At 68.1% G+C, this 25,645-nt stretch carries 24 protein-coding genes; 10 read left to right on the top strand and 14 right to left on the bottom strand.

Annotated elements, in window-relative coordinates; all coding sequences use genetic code 11:
- Positions 1–155: 155 nt before the first annotated feature.
- Positions 156–533, top strand: coding sequence for a hypothetical protein (locus ACFUTU_RS08710; protein WP_377963216.1), 378 nt, complete (start codon positions 156–158; stop codon positions 531–533).
- A gap of 12 nt (positions 534–545) precedes the next feature.
- Here ACFUTU_RS08710 and ACFUTU_RS08705 read toward each other — a convergent pair whose 3' ends face one another.
- Together ACFUTU_RS08705 and ACFUTU_RS08700 are read right to left on the bottom strand one after the other, a co-directional pair.
- Positions 546–1,238, bottom strand: coding sequence for a potassium channel family protein (locus tag ACFUTU_RS08705; protein ID WP_377963214.1), 693 nt, complete (start codon positions 1,236–1,238; stop codon positions 546–548).
- On the bottom strand, positions 1,231–2,622 hold the full coding sequence (locus ACFUTU_RS08700) for a TrkH family potassium uptake protein (RefSeq protein ID WP_377963212.1): 1,392 nt from the start codon (positions 2,620–2,622) through the stop codon (positions 1,231–1,233). The genes ACFUTU_RS08705 and ACFUTU_RS08700 overlap by 8 nt, the downstream gene beginning before the upstream one ends.
- A gap of 434 nt (positions 2,623–3,056) precedes the next feature.
- On the opposite strand from ACFUTU_RS08700, the gene ACFUTU_RS08695 reads away from it, so the two are divergent.
- Positions 3,057–5,039, top strand: a complete 1,983-nt coding sequence (locus ACFUTU_RS08695) for an amino acid transporter (RefSeq protein ID WP_377963210.1) — start codon at positions 3,057–3,059, stop codon at positions 5,037–5,039.
- A gap of 277 nt (positions 5,040–5,316) precedes the next feature.
- Here the strand turns inward: ACFUTU_RS08695 and ACFUTU_RS08690 are convergent, their stop codons facing one another.
- The 3 genes from ACFUTU_RS08690 to glgX all read right to left on the bottom strand — a co-directional run bounded on the left by ACFUTU_RS08690 (position 5,317) and on the right by glgX (position 9,390).
- Positions 5,317–6,012 (bottom strand): class F sortase, encoded by a 696-nt coding sequence (locus ACFUTU_RS08690; protein WP_377963208.1) that lies wholly within the window; start codon positions 6,010–6,012, stop codon positions 5,317–5,319.
- Positions 6,013–6,016: 4 nt separating this feature from the next.
- Positions 6,017–6,934 carry a hypothetical protein gene (locus ACFUTU_RS08685; RefSeq protein WP_377963206.1) on the bottom strand — a complete coding sequence of 306 codons (918 nt, stop codon included), beginning with the start codon at positions 6,932–6,934 and terminating at the stop codon, positions 6,017–6,019.
- 305 nt (positions 6,935–7,239) lie between these two features.
- A complete protein-coding gene (gene glgX / locus ACFUTU_RS08680; RefSeq protein WP_377963204.1) occupies positions 7,240–9,390 on the bottom strand; it encodes a glycogen debranching protein GlgX in 2,151 nt (716 codons plus the stop codon).
- A 217-nt stretch (positions 9,391–9,607) separates the two neighbouring features.
- On the opposite strand from glgX, the gene ACFUTU_RS08675 reads away from it, so the two are divergent.
- The 6 genes from ACFUTU_RS08675 to ACFUTU_RS08650 all read left to right on the top strand — a co-directional run bounded on the left by ACFUTU_RS08675 (position 9,608) and on the right by ACFUTU_RS08650 (position 17,528).
- Positions 9,608–10,825, top strand: coding sequence for an MFS transporter (locus ACFUTU_RS08675; protein ID WP_377963202.1), 1,218 nt, complete (start codon positions 9,608–9,610; stop codon positions 10,823–10,825).
- Positions 10,826–10,970: 145 nt separating this feature from the next.
- Positions 10,971–12,518: an ABC transporter substrate-binding protein gene (locus tag ACFUTU_RS08670; RefSeq protein ID WP_377963200.1), complete on the top strand. Its 1,548-nt coding sequence runs from the start codon at positions 10,971–10,973 to the stop codon at positions 12,516–12,518.
- Between the two features lie 31 nt (positions 12,519–12,549).
- A complete protein-coding gene (locus ACFUTU_RS08665) occupies positions 12,550–13,491 on the top strand; it encodes an ABC transporter permease (protein WP_377963198.1) in 942 nt (313 codons plus the stop codon).
- Positions 13,484–14,365 carry an ABC transporter permease gene (locus ACFUTU_RS08660; RefSeq protein ID WP_377963196.1) on the top strand — a complete coding sequence of 294 codons (882 nt, stop codon included), beginning with the start codon at positions 13,484–13,486 and terminating at the stop codon, positions 14,363–14,365. Before ACFUTU_RS08665 ends, ACFUTU_RS08660 begins: the two co-directional genes overlap by 8 nt.
- Entirely contained in the window at positions 14,358–16,145 is a 1,788-nt protein-coding gene (locus ACFUTU_RS08655) for an ATP-binding cassette domain-containing protein (RefSeq protein WP_377963194.1), read from the top strand. The genes ACFUTU_RS08660 and ACFUTU_RS08655 overlap by 8 nt, the downstream gene beginning before the upstream one ends.
- A gap of 15 nt (positions 16,146–16,160) precedes the next feature.
- Positions 16,161–17,528: an MFS transporter gene (locus ACFUTU_RS08650; RefSeq protein ID WP_377963192.1), complete on the top strand. Its 1,368-nt coding sequence runs from the start codon at positions 16,161–16,163 to the stop codon at positions 17,526–17,528.
- 81 nt (positions 17,529–17,609) lie between these two features.
- Here the strand turns inward: ACFUTU_RS08650 and ACFUTU_RS08645 are convergent, their stop codons facing one another.
- The 7 genes from ACFUTU_RS08645 to ACFUTU_RS08615 form a co-directional block, all read right to left on the bottom strand.
- The gene (locus tag ACFUTU_RS08645; protein ID WP_377963191.1) at positions 17,610–18,275 is read right to left on the bottom strand and encodes a hypothetical protein; all 666 of its coding nucleotides are present in this window, start codon (positions 18,273–18,275) and stop codon (positions 17,610–17,612) included.
- A 369-nt stretch (positions 18,276–18,644) separates the two neighbouring features.
- Complete coding sequence (locus ACFUTU_RS08640) at positions 18,645–19,247, bottom strand: hypothetical protein (protein WP_377963189.1); 603 nt, start codon at positions 19,245–19,247, stop codon at positions 18,645–18,647.
- A gap of 61 nt (positions 19,248–19,308) precedes the next feature.
- Positions 19,309–19,650, bottom strand: coding sequence for a hypothetical protein (locus tag ACFUTU_RS08635; RefSeq protein ID WP_377963187.1), 342 nt, complete (start codon positions 19,648–19,650; stop codon positions 19,309–19,311).
- Between the two features lie 383 nt (positions 19,651–20,033).
- The gene (locus ACFUTU_RS08630) at positions 20,034–20,624 is read right to left on the bottom strand and encodes a carboxymuconolactone decarboxylase family protein (RefSeq protein ID WP_377963185.1); all 591 of its coding nucleotides are present in this window, start codon (positions 20,622–20,624) and stop codon (positions 20,034–20,036) included.
- Entirely contained in the window at positions 20,621–21,907 is a 1,287-nt protein-coding gene (locus ACFUTU_RS08625) for an aminotransferase class I/II-fold pyridoxal phosphate-dependent enzyme (RefSeq protein WP_377963183.1), read from the bottom strand. The genes ACFUTU_RS08630 and ACFUTU_RS08625 overlap by 4 nt, the downstream gene beginning before the upstream one ends.
- The gene (locus tag ACFUTU_RS08620) at positions 21,904–22,761 is read right to left on the bottom strand and encodes a class I SAM-dependent methyltransferase (protein WP_377963181.1); all 858 of its coding nucleotides are present in this window, start codon (positions 22,759–22,761) and stop codon (positions 21,904–21,906) included. The genes ACFUTU_RS08625 and ACFUTU_RS08620 overlap by 4 nt, the downstream gene beginning before the upstream one ends.
- Positions 22,762–22,901: 140 nt before the next feature.
- Positions 22,902–23,858, bottom strand: coding sequence for a phosphatase PAP2 family protein (locus ACFUTU_RS08615; RefSeq protein WP_377963179.1), 957 nt, complete (start codon positions 23,856–23,858; stop codon positions 22,902–22,904).
- Between the two features lie 124 nt (positions 23,859–23,982).
- Here ACFUTU_RS08615 and ACFUTU_RS08610 point away from each other — a divergent pair, with 124 nt between their 5' ends.
- Positions 23,983–24,171, top strand: a complete 189-nt coding sequence (locus tag ACFUTU_RS08610; protein ID WP_377963177.1) for a hypothetical protein — start codon at positions 23,983–23,985, stop codon at positions 24,169–24,171.
- Between the two features lie 86 nt (positions 24,172–24,257).
- The gene (locus tag ACFUTU_RS08605; protein WP_377963175.1) at positions 24,258–24,653 is read left to right on the top strand and encodes a hypothetical protein; all 396 of its coding nucleotides are present in this window, start codon (positions 24,258–24,260) and stop codon (positions 24,651–24,653) included.
- A gap of 147 nt (positions 24,654–24,800) precedes the next feature.
- Here the strand turns inward: ACFUTU_RS08605 and ACFUTU_RS08600 are convergent, their stop codons facing one another.
- Both ACFUTU_RS08600 and ACFUTU_RS08595 read right to left on the bottom strand, forming a co-directional pair.
- Positions 24,801–25,118, bottom strand: coding sequence for a hypothetical protein (locus ACFUTU_RS08600; RefSeq protein ID WP_377963173.1), 318 nt, complete (start codon positions 25,116–25,118; stop codon positions 24,801–24,803).
- A gap of 55 nt (positions 25,119–25,173) precedes the next feature.
- Positions 25,174–25,605: a hypothetical protein gene (locus ACFUTU_RS08595; RefSeq protein WP_377963171.1), complete on the bottom strand. Its 432-nt coding sequence runs from the start codon at positions 25,603–25,605 to the stop codon at positions 25,174–25,176.
- Between the last annotated feature and the right edge of the window lie 40 nt (positions 25,606–25,645).

Genomic DNA, 25,645 nt, shown 5'->3' with positions numbered 1-25,645 from the left:
CGCGGACGGGTGGGCCCGCAGCAAGGGCGGCGTGGTGCGCTCGCGGGTGGAACCGGAAACGGCGATGACGCATAGTAAACATCAACCCGAAACGTTTTAGAAAACTCCCTGGGGCAGGCTGGTGTCATCAACAATCCAATGGAGGGGGACCGGCTGTGAACCAAGACAAGGGGCTCGAAGTGCAGTCCAGCGCCGAGCTGGAGATCGGGGACGTGGTCGAGGCGTGGCACCGCGGCCGGCTGGCGCACCAGGGGACCGTGAGCAGCACGTTCCGGGACATCGACCTGTTCTGGATCATCGACGCCCGGACCGGCACCCGGCGGCTGCTGGATCTTGAGCAGCTCAGCGTGCGGCGGGTTCCGGCGGGACAGGCGGCAGCCGCCGTCGGACGTTCCAACGGCGCGCATTCCAGCGGCGAACTGAAGCACGACGCCGGGAAGCCGGCTTACGCCGTCGGCAAGACTGCCAGGCGGCGGAAGCCGGTCACCAGCCTGGCCCAGCTGATCTTTATCGAGGCGCCGGCCACCCGGTAAAGGCACGCAGGGTCACGCCATGTTGCTGAAGCGCTCCGCCTGGGTCTTGCTGCCCTGCACGATGATCTGGTCGTCGTCGTACAGGACGGTCTGCGCGGTGGTGTGGCCCCAGATCCCGCCGGGGCGCTTGACCGCCACGATGGTGATGCCGTACTTGTCCCGCAGGCCCAGCACGCCGAGCGGGCGGTCGCGGGCCTCGGTGGGAGGGCTGGTGCGGATCATGACGAAGTCGTCCTCGAACTCGACGTAGTCCAGCAGCGAGCCGCGGACCAGGTGGGCCACGCGTTTGCCCATGTCGTGCTCGGGGCGGATCACGTGGTTCACGCCGAGCTGGTTGAGGATCTCGGCGTGCGGCTCGCTGATGGCCTTGGCCCAGATCTGCGGTTTCTTGAAGGTGAGGAGGCGCGACGTCGTGAGGATGCTCGCCTCGATGTCGCTGCCGATTCCCACCACGGCGCGGTCGAACTCGTGGACGGAGAGCTGGCGCAGTACCTCCTCCTTGGTGGAGTCGGCCCGGACCACGTGGGTGAGGCGGCCGTTGTAGGACTGGACGGTCTCCTCGTTGGCGTCGATGCCGAGCACCTCGGTGCCCTGCGCCTCGAGCTCCAGCGCCAGCGCCCCGCCGAAACGGCCCAGCCCGATGACCACCACCGTGTCCGCCTGTCCCGCGGAATCGGATGAACGGGAGAAGAGGTTCTTAGCCAATGAGGGGCCTTTCCTTAGGGAATTCGTAGAGCAGTGGGCGTTCGCGCAGGGCCAGGGCGGCGCCGAGCGTCACCGGGCCGAGGCGGCCGACGAACATCAGCAGGATCAGCACCACCTGGCCGGCCGGCGGCAGGGCGGCCGTGATGCCGGTGGACAGGCCCACCGTGGCGAACGCGGAGACCACCTCGAACAGGATCCGTTCCTGGCCGAAGTCGGTGATGAGCATCAGGAACATCGTGGAGCCCACCACCAGGGCAATGGCCAGCAGCACCACCGTGATCGCCTGCCGGTGCACTGCGCGGGAGAGCCGCTTGCCGAAGATGTTCACCGCCGTGCCGCCCTGCAGTTCGGTCAGCAGGATGAAGAAGAGCACGCTGAAGGTGGTGATCTTCAGGCCGCCCGCCGTGCCGGCCGGCCCGCCGCCGATGAACATCAGGATGTCCATGCCCATCCAGGACACCGGGTGCATCTGGCCGATGTCGATGCTGTTGAAACCGGCCGTGCGCGTAATGACGGACTGGAAAAAGCCGGCCAGGACGCGCTCGCCGGGTTTGAGCGCGCCGAGGGTGGCCGGGTTGGACCATTCGACGGCGGTAAGGAAGACGGTGCCTGCCGTGAGGAGGACGGCCGTGCCCACCAGGACCAGCTTGGTGTTCATGCTCCAGTGGATGGGCCGCTGGTACTGCCGCCGCAGCTCGAACAGCACAGGGAAGCCGAGGCCGCCGATGATCACCGCGGCCGCGATGGGCAGGCAGATCCACGGGTCGCCCGCGAAGCCGATGAGGTTGTCCGTGTGCAGCGCAAACCCGGCGTTGTTGAACGAGGACACCGAATGGAAAACCCCGTGCCACAGTGCACGGCCGGGCTCGTACCCGTAACCGGCGACGAGCCTTGCGGCCAGGATCCCGGCGAGCACGATCTCCACGGTGAGGCTGATGGCCAGCACCCCGAGCAGCACGCGCCGCACGTCGCCGAAGCCCGTGCTCTTGATCTCCGCGGCCGCCGACAGCCGTGAGCGCAGCCCCAGCCGGCGGGCCATGAGCACACCCAGGAGCGTGCCGAAGGACATGACGCCGAAGCCGCCGATTTGGATCAGGCTAATGATCACCACCTTGCCGAAGCCGCTCCAGTACACGGGAGTGTCGACGGTGATCAGACCCGTGACGCACACCGAGGACGTGGAGGTGAACAGGGCATCCAGGAAGGGCGCACCACCGGGGCCGTTCCGCGAGACGGGCAGCATGAGCAGGCCCGTTCCGACGGCGACGGCGGCGGCGAAGCCGAGCACGATCACCTGGGCCGGGTGCTGGGGTGCGAAGACGTTGAGGATGCGCGGGAAGACGGTGCCTGCAGGCCGGGCCTTCGGGGCAGGAACGTCGCGCATAGGCGTCACGCTACCACCGTGGAATTCCCCGCGGCCGGTGTGAAGGATGAGGCGTTAAGAAAGCGTTAAGAATCCCCGCTTTTGGCGTTTTTGGCAATCCCGCCGGTGCTACGCTCCCGTGGTCATCAGCAAACTGCCCATGTGAATCGAAGGACCCCGTGGCCACCTCAAGCACGCAAGGCCGTGTCCTGCCATGCTGACCCAAAACGCCCCGTTGCTGTGGCTGATCCTCGGGATCGGCGTCACCGGCTACATGATCTACCGGCTGATCAGAGCAACGAAGTAGCCCCCGCGGTCGGACGCCCTCCCATGGTCCGGCGGCGGGCAAACCCTTCCTCACCTTTCGTCGCCTGATCCCTGACCCTTCCTCACGTCCCGCCGCCCGATCCCTGACCCTTCCGCAATACCGGCACCAATTTCCAGAAAGACATTTCATGACCGCACCAGCCCAATATTCTGTTCCGGCCAGTGTGCCCAACCCGGAGCGGGAAAACGGCCCCGGCGGCGCGTTCACGCGGTGGCTGCTGGAACACAAGGTGCACCAGCCGGTGGGTCCGGAATCCGAGGAAGGGGCCGGGCACCAGCAGAGCTGGTGGAAGGTCATGTGCCTGACCGGCGTCGACTACTTCTCCACACTGTCCTATCTGCCGGGCATTGCCGCTCTCGCCGCCGGGGCGTTGTCGCCGCTGGCCACGCTGTTGATCGTGGCGCTGACCCTGCTGGGCATGCTGCCGATGTACCGGCGGGTGGCGCACGAGAGCCCCCACGGGCAGGGGTCCGTGGCCATGCTGGAGAACCTGCTGCCGTTCTGGCGCGGGAAGGTGTTCGTGCTGGTGCTGCTCGGGTTCGTGGCGACGTCGTGGATCATTACCATCACGCTGTCCGCCGCAGACGCCACCGTGCACATGCTGGAGAACCCGTACCTGCCGCCGTTCCTCGAGGGCCAGGCCGTCCTCATCACCGTGGTGATGCTGCTGATTTTGGGCGGGGTGTTCCTGCTGGGCTTCTCGGAGGCCGTGGCCGTGGCCATTCCGCTGGTGGGCGTCTTTCTGCTGCTCAACGCGATCATTATCGGCGCCGGGATTTACGACGCCGTCACCCAGCCAGGTGCCGTGGCTGCCTGGATCGCTGCACTCGGCTCTTTTGGCGGCGGCTTCTTCAATTTAGCCGGCCCGGCGGTACTCGCGTTCCCGCTGCTGGTGCTGGGCCTCTCCGGCTTCGAAACCGGCGTCAGCATGATGCCCCTGGTGAAGGCCGCCGGGTCCACGCCCGAGGAGATGCTCCGGAACCGGATCCGCAACACACGCAAGCTCCTCACGACGGCGGCCGTGGTCATGAGCGTCTACCTGATCGGCAGCAGCTTCGTGACCACCGTGCTGATCCCGGCCCCGGCGTTCCAGGAGGGCGGGCCGGCGAACGGCCGCGCGCTCGCGTACCTGGCGCATGAGCGGCTGGGCAACGGCTTCGGGTCCGTGTACGACATCAGCAGCATCCTGATCCTGTGGTTCGCCGGTGCGTCCGCGATGGCCGGGCTCATCAACATCGTGCCCCGGTACCTGCCCTCTTACGGCATGGCGCCCGACTGGTCCCGGGCCGTGCGCCCCGTGGTGCTGGTATACACGGCCATCAGCATCCTCATCACCATCGGTTTCCGGGCCGACGTCAACGCCCAGGCCGGCGCCTACGCCACGGGGATCCTGGCGATGATGGTCTCCGGCGCGGTGGCCGTCAGCATCTCCGCGGCGCGGAAAAATAAGCGCGGGGCCGCCGTCGGCTTCACCGTCCTGACCCTGGTGATGCTCTACGCGCTGGTGGAGAACGTGATCGAGAAGCCGGACGGCCTGGCGATCTCCGGGTTCTTCATCCTGGGCATCGTGGTGGTCTCGCTGGTCTCCCGTGTCTCGCGCACCACCGAGCTGCGGGTGGAACGGATCGAGTTCGACGAGGCCGCGCGGCGGTTCGTGACGGACACGATTGACTACGACGGCCGGATCAACATCATCGCCAACCGGCCACAGGCCAGGGATGCTGCGGAGTATGCGGAGAAGGAAGCCGCGCAGCGGGAGAACAATCCCGTGCCCGGCACGGCTGACGTGATGTTCCTGGAGATCGACATCACGGACCCGTCGGGCTTCAGCGACGTGCTCACGGTCCGGGGCGTGGAGGTGGCGGGGCACCGTGTCCTGCGGGCGAACAGCCCGGCCGCTCCGAACGCCATCGCCGCGATCCTGCTGGCCCTGCACGCCGCCACCGGGGTCCGCCCGCACGCGTACTTCGAGTGGGCCGAGGGCAACCCGCTGGCACACCTGATGCGCTACCTGCTCCTGGGCCGCGGCGACACCGCCCCCGTAGTCCGGGAAATCATCCGCGAAAACGAACCCGACCCCGACCGCCGCCCCGGCATCCACGTCGGCTAGCCGGGCCTCCCTCCGGACGCTCCCTCACTTTCTGCCGGGTTTCTCCCGACGCGTCCTCACGTCCCGTCGGCTTCTGCCCAACCCTTCCTCACTTTTGGTCGCCTGATTCCCAACCCTTCCTCACTTTTGGTCGCGTGATTCCCAACCCTTCCTCGCAGACACCGTGAGGAAGCGTCTGGATGTAAGCGACAAGAAGTGAGGAAGCGTCTGGATGCAAGCGACAAGAAGTGAGGAAGCGTCTGGATGCAAGCGACAAGAAGTGAGGAAGCGTCCGGGGTCAGGAACTCGGCGCAGGGGAGGCCGCGACCACCACGTTCTTGCCCCACGGGTCCTCGGTGTAGCAGCTGATCAGGACTACCCGGTTGGGCACGACGTTCCAAATGTCGCTGTCCTTAAGCGTGTTCTTATCGTGCGTCGTCACCGAATCCACGACGTACTCCAGCGCGCCCTTTGCAGTGGTGACCGTCAGTGCCTTGCCCACGAGCGAGCTGTCGCTGAGCCTATTGAACGGGGCATCCCGGCCGTCCCAGCTGTGCCCCACGATGTACGTCGTGTTGGTCGAACCCGTGCCTGGGATGCCGTAGCCCGTCAACCAGTACGCGTCGAGAGTCAGTGGCGGCACAAGCGATTCCGAAGCCAAGTCCTCTGCACTCGGAGTCAGCGGCAAAACGCGCACGTTGAGGTCGGCCGCGCCGATGGACACTGCCGTGGGCGGCGCAGCCAGCGGCCGGACCGGCTTGCGGTTGGCCATCGCACTTGGGGCAGCCACGGCTGTGGGGGCAGCCGTTGTGGGAATGATGGGGGAGGCTGCCGGTGAAGGCACGACGGCGGGGCTGCCGCCCCCGTCCGGCGGCAGAGCGTTCGACGGCGCCAGGAAGAGAACCGCCGCGAGGCCGGCGGCAGCAACAGCAGGCACAGCAAGCCAGCGCCGGCGGAGGGGACGGCGTGGGTCGGTGCCAGATTGCGGAGCCACGGGCTTACTTAGGCGTGCGCTCCAGCCGGCGCATCCTCAGGGCCACCGCCGCGGGAACGGCGATGCCGGCCGCGAGCAGCCCGGCGAGGAGCGCCAGCCCGGGATGCACTCCCGGCTCGGCTTCCGCCGCGGTCTGCACGTTGAGGCCCCTGTTCGTGGCGATTGCCGGATTGCCGCCCCCGGCGTTAGGCAGGTCGACCGGGTTGGCGACGTCCGGCGTCGTGCTTCCTGGGCCGGTGACGGGACCAGTGACCGGCCCGGCGACAGGCGGGGCCGCCGGCGGCATGACGGGATCGGTGCCCGGGGAGTCCGGGTTGCAGGCTGTCAGGAAGGCCTCGAAGAGACCCGCGAGGTCGGCTGCGGAAGCTTCGTCGAGCGAGACGGCAGCCAGTGCGGCGTCGAAGTCGGCCGCCACGGCGTCAGAGGCGTCCTGGGCTGCGATGATGTCCGGCGTGCTGATGGCCGCGTCGTATGCCGCTGTCAGGTCCGCCACGGCCTTCCGGGCTTCCTCTTCGGCCTGCTCGGCTGCTGCCGTGGCTTCCTGGGCAGCAGTGATGGCGGCCGGATCACCCGAATCCTCGGCCACTTCCTCTGCCGCTTCGGCGGCAGCCGTCGCTTCTACGGCGTCGTCCAGCACGGCCTGTGCAGCCCCGAGTTCGGCCGCGGGGATCGCTCCGGCTGATTCGACCATCGACAGGTAAAGCGCTTCGGCGTCCGCGGCGATTGCGGCCTTGGACTCGAGATCTGCAACTGTGGCCTCAGTGATGCCGGCGGCGGAGAGCGCGGCCTCGAACTGGGTTGAAGCCTGTACGCACGCGGGATCCCCGGGCGCTGCGGCGGCTAAGGGGGCTCCGAGGAAAAGCCCGCCCGCCAACACGGCTGCCGACGAACCAGCGGCTGCCCATTTGGATGCTGCGGTCATGGTCTGCGTCCCCCCAAACACTGAATGGTCGCCGGGCCAGCCCCGGCGGTTCAGCACGCGACAGAACGGCCTACCCGTTGCCGCTGAGATTCCACGGGACCAGGCGGGAGGGACGCTCATGCTGCTAATCAACCGAAGTACGACAGCGAGACCTCAGTTACCTGAATGCCGCCCGGAAGATCGCTGTGAAAGCAAAAATACCGATCAATGCCGACCGTGGCAAACATCACTGCGGAAGGGTTGGGGAAAAGGCGACAGGAGGTGAGGAAGGGTTGGGGAAGAGGCGGCGGGAGGTGCGGAAGGGTTTAGGCGAGGCCGGGGGCTATCGAGAGGTTGGGTTCGGGCTGGGACAGGTCGCGGGCGCGCAGCACGGCCATCGACTTGGCGGCCACCTTCAGCACCGAGCCGGCGTCGATGGGTCCGCGGTCCACTCCTGTCCCGGCGGTGTTGATCACCATGTCCCAGGATTCGGCGAACTCTCCGGACGGGAGCGTGAACTTGATGTCGTCGTCGTGCGCGTTGAAGTACAGCAGGAAGTTGACGTCCGTGATCCGGCGGCCGCGGTCGTCCCGGCCCTGGATGCCGTCGCCGTTGAGGAAGGCACCAATGGTCCGGCCGAAGCCCCGGCCCCAGTCCTCGGGCAGCATTTCCATGCCCGCCTCGTTCAGCCACACGATGTCCGGCAGCTTTTCGCCCTTGCCGCGCCGCACGGGCCGGCCGTCGAAGAACTTGCTGCGGCGGAACGTGGGGTGCTTGGCGCGCAGCTGGTTCACCGCGGCGGTGAAGTCCAGGAGCGGCTTGTCCACGGTGTCCCAGTTGATCCAGCTGAGCCTGGAGTCCTGGCAGTACACGTTGTTGTTGCCCTGCTGCGTCCTGCCGAGCTCGTCACCGTGCGTGATCATCGGCACGCCCTGGGAAAGCAGCATGGTGGCGATGAAGTTGCGCTGCTGCCGCGCCCGCAGCGCCAGGACCTTGGGGTCCGACGTCGGGCCCTCCACACCGCAGTTCCACGAGCGGTTGTGGGATTCGCCGTCGCGGTTGCCCTCACCGTTGGCGTCGTTGTGCTTTTCGTTGTAGGAGACCAGGTCCCGGAGCGTGAAGCCGTCGTGCGCGGTGACGAAGTTGATGGACGCCACCGGACGCCGCCCCGACCGCTCGTACAGGTCCGCCGAGCCGGTCAGCCGCGAGGCGAACTCACCGAGCGTGGCCGGCTCTCCCCGCCAGAAGTCACGCACCGTGTCCCGGTACTTGCCGTTCCACTCCGTCCACTGCGGCGGGAAGTTGCCCACCTGGTAACCGCCGGGCCCGACGTCCCACGGCTCGGCAATCAGCTTCACCTGCGACACGATCGGGTCCTGCTGCACCAGTTCAAAGAAGGTGGAAAGCCGGTCGACGTCGTAAAACTCCCGGGCCAAAGCGGCAGCCAGATCGAAGCGGAACCCGTCCACATGCATCTCGGTGACCCAGTACCGGAGTGAATCCATCAGGAGCTGGAGGGAGTGCGGGTGACGGACGTTCAGGGTGTTGCCCGTGCCCGTGTAGTCCATGTAGTACTGCTTGTCGTCCGCCAGCAGGCGGTAGTACGCGGCGTTGTCGATGCCCCGGAAGCTCAGGGAGGGCCCGAGGTGGTTCCCCTCGGCTGTGTGGTTGTAGACGACGTCGAGGATGACCTCGATCCCCGCACGGTGCAGGGTGCGGACCATCGCCTTGAAGTCCTGCACCTGCTGGCCCATCTGGCCGATCGAGCTGTACGTGTTCTGCGGCGCGAAGAAACCGATGGTGTTGTAGCCCCAGTAGTTGCTCAGGCCCTTTTCCTGCAGCGTCCCGTCATTGACGAACTGGTGCACGGGCATCAGTTCGATGGCCGTGATGCCCAGCCGCTGGAGGTGGGCAATGACGGCAGGGTGGGAGACGCCGGCAAAGGTGCCGCGCTGCTCTTTGGGCACCTCGGGATGCAGCTCGGTGAGCCCCTTGACGTGGGCTTCGTAGATGACCGAGCGGTGGTAGGGGATGCGGGGCGGGCGGTCACCGGCCCAGTCGAAGAACGGGTTGATCACCACACCCAGCATGGTGTGCGGTGCAGAATCCTGGTTGTTGCGGGAGGAGGGGTCACCGAAGTTGTAGGAGAACATCGCCGGGTGCCAGTGCACCTGCCCGGCCACGGCCTTGGCGTACGGGTCAAGGAGGAGCTTGTTGGGGTTGCAGCGCTGGCCCCTGGAGGGATCGTATGGCCCGTGGACGCGGTACCCGTACTTCTGCCCGGGCTGGATCTGGGGCAGGTAGCAATGCCACACATACCCGTCCGCCTCGAGGAGCTCCACGCGCGTTTCGGTGCCGTCCCCGGCGATAAGACACAGCTCGACGGCGGTGGCCACCTCGCTGAAGAGTGCGAAGTTCGTCCCCATCCCGTCAAAGGTCGCACCCAGTGGATACGCGCTGCCCGGCCAAACTTCCATGATTACTCCTGCGGCTGTTCAGTTGTTTTCCGAACCATCGTCGATGTCCGGTCAGGGTCCGCGCGCCTCGTCCTGACTCAAGGCTAAGCACGCTTACTGGATTCGCCAAGCTGGATAGGGGCCCCGGGGGAGATGTATATCAAATTGTTTGTGATTCCCGCCTCGCAGGGAGGCGTTTTCGCGGGCAGCCGTCCCGGCCGCGCCTAGGATGAAGGTGATGACCCCGCCGCCGCCAGACAGCCCGCCCTTCAGCCTCCGGGGCATCGCCGTTCCGGCCTTCGGCCCCGCCCTCCTGTTCAGCATAGGCCAGGGCGCGATCCTGCCGGTGGTGGCGCTGTCCGCCCGGGAACTGGGCGCATCCGTCGCCGTGGCCGCGTTGATCGTCACGCTCATGGGACTCGGCTCCTGGTTTTTCAACCTCCCGGCCTCCATGATCACCCTGAAGTTCGGCGAACGGTGGTCCATCGTGGGTGCGGCCGCCGCAGGGGCGCTGGCCCTGCTGGCCGCCGGCATGTCCCTGGTGATCGGCAACGGACTGTGGCTGCTTGCGGTGGCGATGGCCGTCGTCGGAATGTCCGCCGCGGTGTTCAGCCTGGCCCGGCAGAAGTACCTCACGGAAGCGGTGCCGGTGGAGTTCCGCGCCCGTGCCCTGTCCACGCTGGGCGGGGTGAGCCGCATCGGCACGTTCATCGGTCCGTTCATTGGCGCCGCTGCCATGGCGTTCGTCGGGATCAGCGGTGCCTACTGGGTGGGCGTGGCCGGCATGGCAGCCGCCGCGGTGCTGGCCGTGACCGTCCCAGACCTCGTGGCCGCGGACGGGCACACCGCCCAGACCGGCCCGGAGCCCACACTCCGCGGCGTGGCCGTTTCACACGCCGGCGTTTTCCTGACGGCGGGCACGGGCATCCTGCTGCTCAGCGCCCTGCGCGCGTCCCGCCAGGTGGTGATCCCGCTCTGGGCCGACCACCTGGGCCTGGACCCCACCCATGCTTCGCTGGTCTACGGGCTCTCCGGTGCGATCGACATGCTGGTGTTCTACCCGGCCGGCAAGGTGATGGACCGGCGCGGCCGGCAGTGGGTGGCCATCCCTTCGACACTGATCATGGGCGTGGCGCTTGTACTGATTCCGCTGACCGGCGGGTTCACCAGCCTGCTGCTGGCGGCCCTGCTGATCGGCTTCGGCAACGGGATCAGTTCCGGCCTGGTGATGACCCTGGGCGCCGACTACTCGCCCAACCGCGGCCGCGGGCAGTTCCTGGGCCTTTGGCGGTTCATGGCCGACGCCGGGTCCACCGGCGGGCCGGTCCTCCTCTCCGCGGTGACGGCCGCGGCCTCCCTCGGCGCCGGGGTGACGGCCACAGGAGTACTGGGGTTTGCGGCGGCAGGTGTTTTCGCCGTCGTGCTTCCCAGGCTTAAGCACCGGCGCAATTACTGACGCCAAACAACCCGACTGATATATTAGGACGGCGGGACGCCGGGTTTGGGAGCAGAAGTTAGGTTAGCCTACACTCAGCTTGGCCCTCCGGCCGTTTCACTTCGCCTGCAGCGTCACAGGCAAATCAATATCTAGGTGGTATCCGTTGCGCTCTTCCTTCCCGCTGTCCGTGTCCGTGGGACTCGTGGCGCTCCTCTCCCTGTCCGCCTGCGGCTTCAGCGGCGAATCCGGCAAATCCGGCCAGGCCGCGGACCCCAACCAGCGGATCGTCGTCGACAACTTCCGCGCACCCGTGGCGGACTGGGCGCTGGAGAGCGACGCCGCCTACATCCTGTCCCTGTCCGGCTGCCTCGAGACCCTGACGCGCTACGACGAGACGCAGGGCAAGATCGTGCCTTCGCTCGCCACCGAGTGGAAGCAGGTCTCCGACCTCGAGTGGGACTTCACGATCCGTGAGGGCGTCAGGTTCCAGGACGGCGCCGCTCTCGATGCCAAAGCCGTGGTGACGTCCCTGCAGAACGTCCTGGACGCCGAGGTTCCGGCCCGCGCCTTCAGCCCGAAGGTGGTGAAGGCGGTCAAGGCCGTCGACGAGCACACCGTCCGCGTGACCACCCCGACCGAGAGCCCGCTGGTGCCCTACCGGCTGGCCAGCGTCAACACCGGCGTGCTCTCCCCGGCCGCCTTCAAGGGCGCAACCGTCGATCCGTTCGGCCACTGCACCGGCCCCTTCAAGCCCGTGTCCGAGAAGCCGAAGCAGTCCCTGACCCTGGACCGCAACGAGGACTACTGGGGCGGGAAGGTGCAGCTCGCCGGTGCCGAGATCAGGTTCATCACCGACGGTGCCACCCGCACCGCGCAGGTCCAGACCGGCGAGGCGGACGTGTCGCTGTCCATCCCGGTCTCCGGCCTCGCCGCCCTGGAGTCAGACTCCAAGGTCAAGGTCCTGAAGGCGGATTCGCCGCGGACCGCCACCCTGTACATGAACAACGGCAGGGCCCCGTTCGACGACGTCGACTTCCGCAAGGCGGTCCACTCGGCCCTGGATCTGGATGCGCTGGCCGCCAGCGTCTATGAGGGCGCCGCGATCCCCGCCACCGGGCCCTTCGCGCCGTCGGAGCCGTGGGCCATCAAGGGCGCCGGGACACCGAAGCAGGATCTCGACGCCGCCAGGAAACTGCTCGCCTCCGCCGGCTACACCGCCGGCCGGCCGCTGGAGATCATCGCGATCGTGGAACGCGCCGAGTTCGCGGACGTGGCCACCGTCATCCAGGAGAACCTGAAGGCCGTGGGCGTTCCGGTGAAGATCACCACCAAGGAATACGCCGCCGTCGAGCCGGACCTGCTCTCCGGCAACTACGACATGGTGCTGAGCCAGCGCAACCGCCTGATCGACATCGCGGACCCCATCGGCTTCCTCACCGCCGACTACACCTGCGACGGCACCTACAACCTCAGCCACTTCTGCAACGCGGACTACGACAAGAAGGTCAACCAGGCAGCCAAGACGGCCGACGCCGAGGAGCGCTACCGGCTGTACGCGGAGGCCGGCCAGATCCTCCAGGACCAGGCCGTGAACGTGTGGCTGGTCAACGAGCAGGCCATCGACGCCGTCCGCACGGACCTGCAGGCGCACGTCCAGGACCCGCTGGCACGCTATGTGCTCCGGGCGGAATCGGCCAAGTCCGGCTCGTGAGTTTCCCCGGTAGCGGACCCCAGGCTCCGGCATGATGCTGTTCCTCGCCAGGAGAACGGCGGCCCTGGTGGTCGCCGTTCTTCTGGCGTCTTTCGTGGTGTTCCTCATCCCGTACGTCACCCCTGGCGACCCGGTGCGCAAGATCATCCGCTCGCGGGTGGCCGGGGACGCGATCGACGACTCTGCGGTCCAGGCGCTGGCCGCGCAGCTGGGACTGCAGGATCCGCTGTGGACGCAGTACCTGCGCTGGCTGGGGCGCTTCGCCAGCGGGGACATGGGCCTGTCCTACACCAGCCGCACCCCGGTGGTGGACCAGGTGCTGCCCGCCCTCTGGGTCACGCTCAGCCTGGTGGTCATGACGCTCGCCGCGGCGGCCCTCATTGCCGTGGTCCTGGGCATCGCCGCCGCGCTCAACGAGGGCCGCGCCGCGGACAAGGCCATTACCGCCGTCTCGCAGGCGTTCGTCGCCATGCCGGAGTACTGGCTGGCGCCCATGCTGGTGCTGGTCTTCGCGCTGGAACTGTCCGTTCTGCCCTCGGCGGGGTGGGAAGGCCCGACGTCGGCCGTGCTGCCCGTGGCGGTCCTCGCCCTGCGTCCGGCGAGCCATTTCACGTCCGCCGTGCGCGAGGGAATGCTCGATGCACTCGGCGCCGACCACGTCACCGCCGCCCGGGGCAGGGGGCTGAGCTACTTCCATACCGTCCGCAAGCACGTGATCCCCAACGGCCTGCTGCCCCTCACCACGCTGGCGGCCGTATGGTTCGCTGGCCTGCTGGGCGGGTCGGTCATCGTCGAGGTGATCTTCGCGATCCCCGGCATGGGACGGCTGCTGTTCGACGGGGTCCTCAACAGCGATATCCCGCTGGCACAGGGAGCGGTGGTGGTGGTCGTCGGGCTGGCCGTCCTGCTGACCACGGCCGCGGACCTGGTCCACGGCCTCCTCAACCCCCAGGTCAGGATGCGGCATGCGTAACCTTCCCCTGCACGTCCGGATCGCCGCCTGCGTCCTCGCCGCGGTAGTCCTGTCCGTGGCCCTGGCCGACTGGATCGCGCCCTATCCGCCCGCGGGCCAGGACCTTGCCTCCCGGCTGGCCGCACCCAGCGGAACCCACTGGCTGGGCACCGACCACCTGGGCCGGGACACCCTGAGCCGGCTGCTCGACGGCGGGCGGTTCTCCCTGACCATCGCCGCCCTCGCCACCGTGCTCACCGCCGTCATCGGCACGGCAATCGGCGTGCTCAGCGCCCGGCGGCGGGGCTGGCTGGACGAGTTTTTCACCCGCACCAACGACATCCTGCTGGCCATGCCGGAGATGGTGGTGGCGCTGTTCCTGGTGGCGGCGCTGGGAGCGGGCTACCCGTCCCTGCTGCTCGCCCTGACCGTAACCGGCTGGACACCCTTCGCCCGGCTCGCGCGGGCGCTGGCCTACGACGTCTCCGCCCGCGGCTTCATCGAGGCCGCGCGCGTGCTGGGCTGCACCCCCTGGTTCACCGTGCGGCGGCATATCCTGCCGCACCTCGCCGGCCCGCTCCTGGGCCAGGCCACGCTCCGCTTCGGGCAGTTCCTGATCAGCGTCGGCGCCCTGTCCTACCTGGGCCTCGGTGTGCAGCCCCCGCAATCCGACTGGGGCTCGATGCTTGCCGCGGCCCAGCCGTACGCGGTGCGGTCGCCGATGACCATCCTGGCGCCCGGCCTGGTGATCTTCGCCGTCGCGCTGTGCGTCACCCTCATCGGCCAGCACCTGGCCCGCATGTCCAGCAGCAGGCTGCTGCTGGCCTCCGCGCCGGCTCCGGCGTCAACACCTGCCCCGGCACCCGCCCCTGCAAACGAGGTGACCCGTGCCTGACGGTCTGCTCATCGAGGACCTGCACCTCAGCGCCCCGACCCCCGCCGGCGCGTCTGCGCGGCCGGTGCTTTCCGGCGTCGGCCTCTCCGTGGCACCCGGCGAGTTTGTTGCCCTGGTGGGGGCGTCCGGAAGCGGCAAGACCATGACCGCGCTGTCCGTCCTGGGGCTGCTGCCGCCGCAGATCCGGGTGGACTCGGGATCCGTCAGCCTGGGCGGCACGGACCTGCTGCAGGCGGGCGGCGCGGAGCTCAACAGGCTGCGGGGCGGCCGGATCGGGATGCTGTACCAGCAGCCCAAACGGATGTTCAACCCGCGCATGACCATCGGCAGCCACCTGGCGGAACCGCTGAAGCTGCACCGGGGCCTGCGCGGCCGCCGGGCCACAGCGGAAGCCCAGGAACTGCTCGCCGGCGTCGGCTTCGATGACCCGGCCCGGATTGCCAGGGCGTATCCGCACCAGCTGTCCGGCGGCATGGCGCAGCGGGCCATGCTGGCCGTGGCCATGGCCGGGCAGCCGGAGCTGCTGCTGGCCGATGAGCCCACGTCCGCGCTGGACAAGGTGCTGGAGCGGCAGATCCTGGAACTGATCGACACCCAGCGGCGCGTGCACGGGCTCGGGGTCCTTTACATCACCCACGACCTCGCCACCGTGTCCGCGTTCGCCGACCGGGTGGTGGTGATGGACGCCGGCCGCGTCCAGGAGGAAGGGCCCGCCCGGACCGTCCTCGGCGCGCCCCGGACCGACTGCGCCCGGGAGCTGCTGGAAGCGTGCGCCCTCACCCGCCGCCGCATTGAGGCCGCCGGGGACGCCGTGGGCACCGCACCTTCCCGTGACGTCCTGGCCCTGGACGGAGTCACCAAGCGCTTCGCCGCGGCCGGGCGCCTTGGTGCCGCCAAGTCTGCCCGGCCGGCCCTGGAGAACGTCTCCCTGGGCCTCCGGGAAGGTGAGATCCTTGGCGTGCTGGGCCAGTCCGGCTCGGGAAAGAGCACCCTGGCGCGGCTGCTGGTGGACGTCGAGTCCCCGGACCGCGGCACCATCAGCCGGACGCTGCGCCCAGGGGACGGCAACGACGACGGCGGCAGCTCCCGTCCCGCTGCCCGCGGCGCCGGTTTCCGCGGCACGCAGGTGCAGCTCGTCTTCCAGGAACCGCACGACGCCTTCGATCCCCGGATGAAACTGTTCGCCAGCCTGGAAGCCCCGCTGCTGCGGCAGCGGAGCCGCACTCCGGAGGAGCGGCGGGAGCGCATTCACCAGGCCGTCATGGATGTGGAGCTGGAACCCGGGCTGCTGGACAGGTACCCGAGCCAGTGTTCGGGCGGCCAGCTGCAGCGGCTCACCATCGCCCGTGCGCTGCTGCTGGACCCGGATGTGCTGATCTGCGATGAGGCCACGTCCGCGCTGGACGCCGTGACGCAGCGCAAGGTCCTGGATCTGCTGCTGCGCCTGCACCGGGACCGCCGGCTGTCGCTGATCATGATTTCCCACGACATGAACGTCATCCGGTACATGAGCCACCGGGTGGCCGTGCTGTACAGGGGGGAACTGGTGGAACTCGCACCCACCGCCGACTTCTTCGCCAGCCCGCAGCACGCGCACAGCCGCGAACTGGTGGCTGCGGCCCTCGTCCAGCCGTCAGCCTGCACGGCTCCCGTGGCCTGCGGCGATCTGGCGGCATGTGCCCACCGGGTCATTGCCACAGCCCTTCGTACGCCGGTGCTCATTGGCGGCGGGCCGGAGCGGTCCCGCTCCCTGGAACTTGCCAGCACCCCGGACGCTTAAGGATCCACACGGCCAATGCGGTACCTGCCTGAAACGCGCATCCTGCTCGGCACCCAGCTGGTGTTCAACCTTGGCTTCTACGCCGTGGTCCCGTTCCTGGCCGGCGCCATGGGCGGGGATTTCGGCCTGGATGCCGCCGCCGTCGGGCTTGTCCTGGGGGCCCGCACGTTCAGCCAGCAGGGGATGTTCCTGTTCGGCGGCCTGCTGGCCGACCGGTGGGGTGCCCGGCGCGCCATCCTGGCCGGCTGCCTGGTCCGCATCGCCGGATACGCGACGCTGGCCGCAGCCTCGGATTTCACCCTGTTCCTCCTCGGAGCCGTGCTGACCGGTGCGGGAGGTGCGCTGTTTTCACCTGCCCTGGAGTCCCGGCTGTCCCATGCCGACCGTGCAGAACACGCGGACCCCGCGGAGCACGCGGACCCCGGGGAACAGAAGGACAAGGGAGGGCGGGGAAAGGGCCGGCGCTCGGTGTTCGTCTGGCTGGCGATCACGGGGGAGATGGGCGCCCTGGCCGGCCCGCTGCTGGGAGCGGCGCTGCTGGGGTGGGGCTTTGACGCGGCGCTGGCGGCGGGCATCGCGGTGTTCGCTGCCGTGACCGTGGTGCTGTGGTTCCGGCTCCCCGGCGCTTCCGGAGCTGCTTCATCCGGGACGCTGAAGACCGTGGGCCCGGGGGAGCCGGAAGCCTCCCCGGGGCAGTCCCGCAGCGCGCTGGGATGCCTGACGAACCGGCGCTTCCTGGCGTTCTGCCTGCTCGCCAGCACCAGCATGGTGGCCTACAACCAGCTCTATTTCGCGTTCCCGCTCGAGCTGGAGCGGCGGGGGCTGGATGCATCGTGGCTGGCCATGCTCTTCCTGCTCGCCTCGGTCCTGACGCTGCTCCTGCAGCTGCCCGTGGCCGCCGCCGGACAGCGGCTGGGACCGGGCCGGGCCATGTCGGCAGGTTTCCTGCTCGTGGGTGGCGCGTTGGCGGCGGCCGCGGTGACGTCCGTGGATGCCCCGCCGGTCGATGCGGGCGCAGCCCCCGGTTCGGGAGACGCCGCTTCAGTGGCGGTGATGGCGGGCATCGTCGGCGCGCTGATTCTGGGCCACATGCTCCTCAGGCCCACCATCCTGTCGCTGATCCCGCGGTTCATCCCGGCGGAGGGGCCGGCGTCGGGCCGCGGCGCGTATTACGGACTGTCCGCAACCTGTGGCGGCGTGGCGGTGCTGGCGGGAAACGCGGTGCTGGGGTGGCTGCTGGATCTGACCGGCCGCCATCACTGGTGGCCGGGCACCCCGTGGCTGCCGATGATCGGACTCGCGGTCCTGGCGGCGCTGGCCCTGCCACGGCTGCTGCGCGGCGTGCACCCGGAAAAGCCCGCTGCCCAACTGGCTCGCAGTTAACGCCGTTTTGAGGGCTGAAAACGGCAAGTACTGCAAGTCAGTTGGGCAGGGGCACCTGCGGGAGGGCGCGGCAGGGAGACGCTAGGCGCCGTACCAGCGGCGGAGCGTGCTGTTGACGAGGCCGATCAGCACGGCCGTCCACCAGCAGGCCTGCGAGATGCTGAGGGCGATCAGCAGGCGGTTGCGCAGCCGGCGGCCCAGTTCACTGAAACGAGTTTCCGGCGGGAGAGCGAACATCCGGTGCATGGCGGGGGCGATGCTCAGACCGTTGAGCATCAGGGCCAGCACGCAGACAAGCTTGATGACGGTCACCGGATTGGTGAGGTCGGGCTGGATGAGGGCACCGGAGGCCAGCAGCAGGGCCAGCCCGCCCCAGATCAGGGGCTTCGCGGCGGCCTCGAGCTTGGGGGATTCGTGCATCTGCACCTTGCCCATGAGCCACAGCAGGCCGAGCCAGTCGACAACGAGGATGGTGCCGAACGACAGCACCAGGGCCAGAATGTGGACCGCGAGACCGATGCGGTGCAGTTCCGGGCCGCAGTCCACGAAGTGGCCCACCAGCAGGGAGCCTACCCAGCCTGCGGTGCAGAGGAGGCCCAGCAGGAACAATCGGATGGTCTGCTTGAGGGAGGTGGTGCGGATGCGGTTGTCCCGCCTGCGCCGGACGGGGGCGAAAGTGCGCTTGGACGGGGAGGTTGCGGTGCGGGTTTCAGGGCGGGTCAAGGTGGTGCGGGTGTCGGCGATCATAAAATGCCGGCCTTTCATCACTGTTGGGCTCCCCTGAGAATGGTGCCGGGAGCTGGGCTGGCCGGGCGGTTCCGGACAGCAGGAATTGCAGGGCTGGGTTTGGGGATTATGGGGGTGCCGGGAGTGGCTGGCGCGCTGCGATGCAGGGCGCGGTCTCCTGGAAGGTATGGCTCCAGGGAGTTTCGGTCTACCTAAATGAATACGATACAGGTTGATTTCCGAATTAAGCAAAGAAAGAGTTTTTCAATCTCCGGCGTGTCGACTCGAAATTGTGACTTTCAATCGTGTAATACGAGCAATTCAACTGGGCCTTCGGCAAAGCTGCGGAAGGCCCGAGGTGAGGGTTCACGCCCCCGTGCAGAATCAGGTTCAGTCGTCGGAACCGTGGCCGCCGCTGTCGTCGCCCGGTTCGGGTGCCTTGCGCTGTCCGCCCTTGTCGTCACCCGGTTCCGGGGCCGTGCGCAGGCCGCCGCTGTCGTCGCCCGGGTGGACGACGACGGCGGGATTCCCGGCGGCGGGCTGGGAACCGGCGGTGCCCGCCGGCTGGGAGCCGGGATTGACGGCGCCGGACGGGGAGCCTATGGTGCTGCCGGGCTGGGACCCGGCCGGACCGGCGTCGTCATGTCCCGTAACAGTGCCGCCTGTGCCGTCACCGGGCGGACGCGTTGCTGCCGTCCGCCGGCCGCCCTTACGGTCACCGCCCTCGCTGTCCCCTTGGTCCGGCGCCGCGGCCGTCCTGGTGGCGGCGGGGGCGGTGCCGCTGCCGGCGACAGAGGCGGTGGCGGGCGCCGCTTTCGCGCTGGCGACGGCCGGTGTTGGAGTCCTGCCCGGGCTGTTAGGCAGAAGGACGCTGTTGGCGTTGCCGGTTCCCGCCGGCGTGGTGTTCAGCACCTGCGTGTTGACAGCGAGGGCTGCAGATCCGGTCAGGAGGATCCCGGTCACGGAAAGTGCAAGGGCTGCTCTGGTTTTCATGGTCCACTCCAGGAAGTTGTCCTAATTGGTTGGAGGCAGGTGCCAGGCCGCGGACGGGCTGTCACCCGGCGTCCTTGATCTCCTGCAGATGCGCCAGCATCGCCTGCTCGGGGTGCCCCGGATGTTCCGAGATGTGCCGGAGCAGACGCAGCCTGACCTCGGAGTTCAGGCTCTCGTCGCCAAGGATTTCGCCGATGAGCCGCATCAGTTGGCGCTGCAGAATGCCGCCATGCGGTGAGCGTTCGGGGCCGCGCGGCGGCGTGTGCCCGGCGCCTCCAGGGTGCCCGGCGGTGGGAGCCGGACAGGGAATTGCCGGCGGCCTTCCGGCCGGCTGGCTGGCGGGCCGGGCCGTCGGCGACTGCCAGTGGCTGCCGCCGGATGAGTACGGGTCAGGGCTCATCATCTTATTCACCTTCCACCTACGCCGCCCCGCGGGCCCTTCCGGCTGCGCTGAGACCGGCGGCGTTGCCGGCAATCCCCGTTGGCAGGAGGATGTGCCTCATGCCGATATTGTTCTTGGGCGCCATGGTGGATGGCCGGTGAACCTTGGACCGGCGGTGGGGGTGGGGTCCCCCCCGGGCCGCAGGTGCGCCGGAAGTTCCCGGCCTGTACGGGACGCCGGTAAATTGGGGGTCCGGCCTCTCCAAGGTTCAACGGGATTTCCCGAGGAACGGCTGGCACGATCTTTCCATCTGGTCGACGCCACAGCCGCGAGTGGCAGTTCAGCCAGTTGGCCGGCCCGGCAACTCACCCCCTGACATGCCGGGCCGGCAACCCCCCGGGTAGCTAGGCCTGCGAGTGGCGTGTCTCCAGCGGAGCCAGTAGCGCGTCCTGCAGTTCCGGACTCAGCGTGGGAGGCCGGTCGAGCTCAACGCCGAGGGCCAGCAGGGAGCGGCTTAGATAGTTTCGCGCCGCCGCCACCAGCGTGATGTCCATGATCTCTCTGTCGCTGAAGCCGTGCTCACGCAGCCTGAGGCCGTCAGCCTTGGTCATCGCCGCGGCATTGGCGCTGAGCTTTTCTGCGTACTCCATCATGGCTACCTCAGCGGGAGACAGCCCGGCGTTCCGAAAATCACGCGCGATCCGCAGCAGTTCCGGCTCCGGAATTGCCTTCAGGGACTTGAGTCCATGGGCCAGCCTGCAGTGTGTGGATCCGATGGCCGTTGCTGCTGCCAAGGTAATTAGCTCGTAACGCCGCAGGTCCATCCCGGCGGTGATCGTGCCCAGCAGCCCCTCGAAGGCCTCGTACGCCTCCGGATTGACCGCCATGGTTTTGGTATGGGTGGTGACGTACCCCAGGGACCGGAGGTCGTCGTCGTAGATCTTGGCCGTAAGGCCCGTGGCCTCAGCCTCGGGAGTGGTGCGCAGGACGGTCACGGCAGCTTCCTTGGACTCGCGGGAATGATCGGGATGAGGCCGGTGGGAAGCTTGATTTCCGCGTCCTCCGGCCGGTCCTGGCCCGCCCGTTCGATGGCGGCACGGAAGTGGGGCAGGCTGCGCTCCACCATTTCCTCGCTGGCCGTGAGGGAAATCCGGAAGAACCCTGGGGTTTCGAACAGGACGCCCGGAAGCACAAAGACGTCCTCCTGGCCGAGGGCCTCGGTGAAGGCCTCGTCGTCATCGATGGGGGAGCGGATGAACAGGTAGAAGGTGCCTTCGGCCGGCCGGAGCCGGTATCCCATGCCGCCCAGCTCCTGGACCATGCGGTCCCGCTTTTGCTGCAGCTGGCCGACGTCGATGCTGAACGTTTCCAGCCGCGGGAGCGCATATTGCAGCACTGCGTTGGGGTAGATCCAGCCCATGGCCAGCTGCATGGCCTCGATGGCGGTGCCCAGTTCCTTCCGGTCCGGCATGCTCTGCGGCAGCGCCAAGTAACCGATGCGCTCGCCCGGTGACAGGTGCGTCTTGCCGTAGGAGTAGGCCAGCAGTGTGTAGGGATAGAACTCCGCCGGGCTGTGAAAGCGGGCGCCGTCGAAGACGATCCTGTTGTACGGCTCATCCGAGACCAGGTAGATCCGCCGGCCTATCCGCTCCGACGCGTCATCAAGGAGCGCGGCAAGCTGGCGGAGCAGCCCGGGCGGGTAGATCCTTCCGGTGGGGTTGTTCGGCGAATTGATGATCACCACACGGGTGCGCTCCGTGATCGCACCTGCGATGGCCGCCAGATCCAGATCGAAGGTTTCAAGGTCGATGCTGACCTTGACCGGGACCAGTCCTGCCTCGACGGCGAGCGGCTCGTACAGGAACCAGGGCGGCAGGCTGTAGATGACCTCGTCGCCCGGATCGGAGACGGCCTTCAGCGCCACGGCGATCGCGGTGAACCCGCCGGTGGTGAGGTACAGGTCCCTGGGTTCGAAGGGGACCTCCAGCAGCCGGCTCAGGGACTCCGCGGCCGCCTCCCTGGCATCCACCTCGTTGGTCTTGTACGCGAACCACTGGTCGTCGTGCGGGTGGAGCGCGTCCCGGAGGGCATCAACATAGGCTTCCTGCGGCATCTGGTGCGGGTTGCCCAGGGTGAAGTCGCAGATGTCCGGAAGATGTTTGCGGCGGGAATAGGTGGAATGGTTCAGGTGCTCCGAGATCCTCCGGAACGACGGAATGCCGGCCACCTCAAGGGCGCGGCGCGATGCGGCGGAGCCGGTGCCCGGGGAGTCCGTCACTGTCCCGTATCCCGGGGCTTGGCATTGGCCTTCGCCGTGAGCAGCAGGTACTCCCATTCCATCTGCGCCGGGGTGTCGCCATGGGCTTCGATGTAGGTGCCGGCCAGTTCCGTGAGGGCCTCGTCCAGGGCCTTGGCCTTATCCCCGTCGCCCGACAGTGACTTGTACAGGGAGATGGTGGGGCCGTAGTGCGACTTGAAGTAGCGCAGGAAGTCCTCGGGCTGCCGGAAGCTGGTGATGGCAACGGTCCGCTTCTGCGCCCGGATGTCGTCCAGACGGTCGCCGAACAGCTTGCGGACATGGTCCTCGCTGCCCCAAAGCGGCGCGGGCTGCGTGCCTGGCGGCGGCGGGGGAGCGAACGGTTTCATGGTGGCGAACATCTGCCCGATAAAGCCCTCCGGCGTCCAGTGCAGCAGCCCCACGGTTCCGCCGGGCTTGCAGACACGCGCCATTTCGTCGGCGCTCGCCTGGTGGTGCGGGGCGAACATGGCACCGAGGCAGGACATGACGACGTCGAACTCGCCGTCCGCGAAGGGGAGGTTCTCGACGTCGGCCTCCACCCATTCGAGCTCAACGCCGCGGTCGGCAGCCTGCCGCCTGCCGGCGTCGAACATCTCCGGGGTGAGATCGCTGGCGATAACCCGGGCACCCATCATGGCCGCGGGGACGGCAGCATTGCCGGCACCCGTGCCGACGTCCAGGACGCGCTGGCGGGGTTTGACGTTGCAGGCCTCCACCAGGATCGCGCCCAGATCGGCGAGGAGCTCGCTGGCGAGGGCAGGGTAATCGCCCTGCGCCCACATGGCCCGGTGCTTTTCCTTCAGGGCCTTGTCCGCCCCGGCCTGGTCGTTCATGTCCGCGCACCTCTGCTCTCGCAGGTTCAGTTGCAGCGCACTGCCGAGTCAGTGGAGGCTGACCCGGTGGAGGCTGTGGTGCGACTTATTGTGGGCTTCGCGGCTGGGCTTGTAAAGGCTGCGCGGGGCGCCCGCCTTCGTCAGTCCCGGCGCCGGACGGCATACGCGAACAGGGACGTCGTGGCCACGGTGGCCAGATACCCTGCGATCACGATCAGCGAGATGCCCGCCCAGAAGTAGTTGGTGGTGCTGCCCTCCTGGCCGGCGCCCGGCGCAATGTTGACCAGCGAATACACGGACACCGCCGCCGAGGCCAGCCCCAGCACCACCGGCAGCCCGATCCACAGCCGCGCCGATCCCCAATGGCCGCCGAAGCCGTCCCAGACGCTCCACTCGCGGCCGTCGTTGCGGAGGATCAGCCAGCCCGCGGGAATCGTGAAGCAGCCCACCACGAGGAACGCCGCCACCACATCCGCCGGCCGGTGCCACTGGTTGACGAGCGTGGACATGCCTGAAGCGATCGCGAAGGTTCCGCCCACAAACCCGGCCAGCGGGCGCCACCGCGGGGAGGCCATGAGGAACACGGCCGCCGCCGCGGACGCTGCCAAGGTGGTGTGCCCGGACGGCAGCGAATTCAGCTCCAGCGTCTCCACGCCGCGGTATGGCCGCAGCGGCAGCAGGTCCTTCAGCACCTGGGTGGCGATGTTCGCCGCCACGCACGCCGTGACCGCAATACCGGCGTCCCGCCAGCGGCGGTGAAGGACCGTCACCAGAAGGACAACGACGGCGGCCATCACCAGGGAGATGGTGGGCAGCCAGTCCAGGAACCGGGTGGTCACCTTGCCCGCTGGCCCGTGGATTTCCACTGCCTCCACCAGGGCGGACTCGTCGATGAACTGGCCGGTGGTGGTGCGGACGAAGTAGTAGTAGGTGGCCGCGAGGCCCGTGGCGCAGGCCAGGGTGGCCACAGCAAACAGGAAGCCGGTGCCGGCTGCGAGGCGTACCGGCCCGGCCGAGGGCTGGCGGCGCGGCTTCTGACGGCCCTGCTGCTGGCGGCCTTGCTTCTTACGGCGGGGGTCCCTGAGCTGGAAAGTCATCGTAACAAGGGTGTCACAGTTTGCTGGGAGGTTCCTGTCCGCCGGGTGGGTGCGCCCTGCTTCCGGACTTCCGGAGGCTGCCTGGACTCTCGACACTGCCATGCCGCGCGATTACGTTGGGGCCATGAGCGAAAACCCAGACGTGACCGGCGCTGACCGCGACGAGCCGGCCCGCGACGAGCCTGGCCGGGAAGCGCCTGACCGGGAAGATATGGACCTCAGCACCAAGCTGGACCCGGATTTCATCCCGCAGCAGGGCGATACGCCGGAAGTGCAGCGCGCCCGCGAGCACCCGGAGGAAACCGGAAGTTGACGGCACCGCCGGCGCGCCGGAACGGCGGCCGGGAACAGGGCAGAACGGCGGGTAAGAACAGTGCCGGGGGCGGCTAAAGTTGGTGCATGGGCGGTCTCGTGGGTGCACTTGGCCCCATCCTGGAAATAATGACCTGGGTGGGCTTCCTCCCCGGCGTGCCGTTGCTCGTGTGGGGGCTGATTATCGAGCGGCGCCGCTGCGCGTGGACCAAGACCACCGGTGAGGTTTACACGGCCGGCGGCTTCACCGGCTTCCGCTGGACCGACCAGGAAAACGTCCCGCGCCAGACCCTGGTGGACTCGGACGTCGCGCGGGGGCTTGTGGCCGGAACGCAGGTGGAGCTGCATTACGACCTCTGCCACCCTTCACGGTGGGGCCTGAAACCGCCCAAGCACGACAATATCGTCCTGATCCTCGGCTGGATCCTCACCGCGGTGGGCGTTCTGAGTTTCGTCGGGGGATTCGTGGTCCTGCTCTTCTGAGCGGGTTTCCAGCCGACTGAGCGGCCCCCCAAGACTGAGCGCCCCCCAAGACTGAGCGACCCGCCCAATCCGGGCCTGACATGCATCGGGTACCCGTGCCGCGCCGGGTACCCGGTCTGTGGGGCAGCCGAAGCTGCGGTGTGCCTGCTAGACGTGCGGATCGACGGCTGCAGCCCGGTCGCCGCGCGGCGGACGGCCGCCGCGCCGGTTCCGGTCGCGCAAGTGGTCCAGCAGGGCCTGTTCAGGATGGCCGGGGTTCTCGGCCAGGTGGCGCAGGAGCCGGCGCCGGACCTCTGACCGCGGATCGGAGGTGGCGAGCACATTGTGAATGATGTCCAGGACCTGCTGGTGGAGTTCGGAGTCGTCCACCATCACGGTTGTCGGCTGGCCGTAGGCTGAGTCGACCGTGGAGCCCCATCGTTCCGGCGGAATGGGCTCGTACAGATCGCGGAATTCGGTGTGCATCACTGACTCCTTGTTGCGGGGGGAAACTGCTTCTTCTGGTTGCCGCCGCGTGCGCTTATTCATTGCTGCTGCCGCTCCTGCTGCTGGTGCCGGAGAGACCGTCTTTGCCGTCGAGCTGGCTCGAGGACGTTGAATCGTCAGTGGGTTCCACTGCGGGGGAAGTGACCTGGCGCGGTTCCACAAGCTCGACGCCGGCTTCCTCGTTAGGATTTTCGGTGTAGTCAGGGGCTTCGGTGGCGTCAGGGGCTTCTGTGGCGGGTGCCGGGTCCAGTGGCGCTGATTTCAGTGCGGGGGAGGAACTCCTGGGCGTCGCCCTGGGGCTGGTGCGCGGCGATACGCCGGGGTTTTCGGTGCTGCCCTTGAGCACCAAGTCCCGGGGGGCCGGTTCACGGACAATGACGCCGGGTTGCTCAGTTGTCGGAGCCCCGGTAACAGCCTGCGCCCAGACGGTGATGCTGGCGAGACCCACCAGCGGAATGCTGAGCAACGACCACCTTTTCATCGGCCTGCCACACCTCCTTCGTGCT

Source organism: Arthrobacter sp. NPDC057388 (genome assembly GCF_042668165.1).
Taxonomy (GTDB): domain Bacteria; phylum Actinomycetota; class Actinomycetes; order Actinomycetales; family Micrococcaceae; genus Arthrobacter.
Note: the sequence above shows the minus strand (reverse complement) of the source record. Positions and strands in the feature narration are given on the sequence as shown.

What these genes read in the sequence shown, in the direction of transcription:
- ACFUTU_RS08695 (WP_377963210.1), top strand. Translation starts at nt 3,057, where the DNA reads ATGACCGCACCAGCCCAATATTCTGTTCCGGCCAGTGTGCCCAACCCG.
- ACFUTU_RS08610 (WP_377963177.1), top strand. Translation starts at nt 23,983, where the DNA reads ATGAGCGAAAACCCAGACGTGACCGGCGCTGACCGCGACGAGCCGGCC.
- ACFUTU_RS08660 (WP_377963196.1), top strand. Translation starts at nt 13,484, where the DNA reads ATGCGTAACCTTCCCCTGCACGTCCGGATCGCCGCCTGCGTCCTCGCC.
- ACFUTU_RS08650 (WP_377963192.1), top strand. Translation starts at nt 16,161, where the DNA reads ATGCGGTACCTGCCTGAAACGCGCATCCTGCTCGGCACCCAGCTGGTG.
- ACFUTU_RS08685 (WP_377963206.1), bottom strand. Translation starts at nt 6,934, where the DNA reads ATGACCGCAGCATCCAAATGGGCAGCCGCTGGTTCGTCGGCAGCCGTG.
- ACFUTU_RS08665 (WP_377963198.1), top strand. Translation starts at nt 12,550, where the DNA reads ATGATGCTGTTCCTCGCCAGGAGAACGGCGGCCCTGGTGGTCGCCGTT.
- ACFUTU_RS08605 (WP_377963175.1), top strand. Translation starts at nt 24,258, where the DNA reads ATGGGCGGTCTCGTGGGTGCACTTGGCCCCATCCTGGAAATAATGACC.
- ACFUTU_RS08635 (WP_377963187.1), bottom strand. Translation starts at nt 19,650, where the DNA reads ATGATGAGCCCTGACCCGTACTCATCCGGCGGCAGCCACTGGCAGTCG.
- ACFUTU_RS08600 (WP_377963173.1), bottom strand. Translation starts at nt 25,118, where the DNA reads ATGCACACCGAATTCCGCGATCTGTACGAGCCCATTCCGCCGGAACGA.
- ACFUTU_RS08640 (WP_377963189.1), bottom strand. Translation starts at nt 19,247, where the DNA reads ATGAAAACCAGAGCAGCCCTTGCACTTTCCGTGACCGGGATCCTCCTG.
- glgX (WP_377963204.1), bottom strand. Translation starts at nt 9,390, where the DNA reads ATGGAAGTTTGGCCGGGCAGCGCGTATCCACTGGGTGCGACCTTTGAC.
- ACFUTU_RS08645 (WP_377963191.1), bottom strand. Translation starts at nt 18,275, where the DNA reads ATGATCGCCGACACCCGCACCACCTTGACCCGCCCTGAAACCCGCACC.
- ACFUTU_RS08675 (WP_377963202.1), top strand. Translation starts at nt 9,608, where the DNA reads ATGACCCCGCCGCCGCCAGACAGCCCGCCCTTCAGCCTCCGGGGCATC.
- ACFUTU_RS08700 (WP_377963212.1), bottom strand. Translation starts at nt 2,622, where the DNA reads ATGCGCGACGTTCCTGCCCCGAAGGCCCGGCCTGCAGGCACCGTCTTC.
- ACFUTU_RS08615 (WP_377963179.1), bottom strand. Translation starts at nt 23,858, where the DNA reads ATGACTTTCCAGCTCAGGGACCCCCGCCGTAAGAAGCAAGGCCGCCAG.
- ACFUTU_RS08620 (WP_377963181.1), bottom strand. Translation starts at nt 22,761, where the DNA reads ATGAACGACCAGGCCGGGGCGGACAAGGCCCTGAAGGAAAAGCACCGG.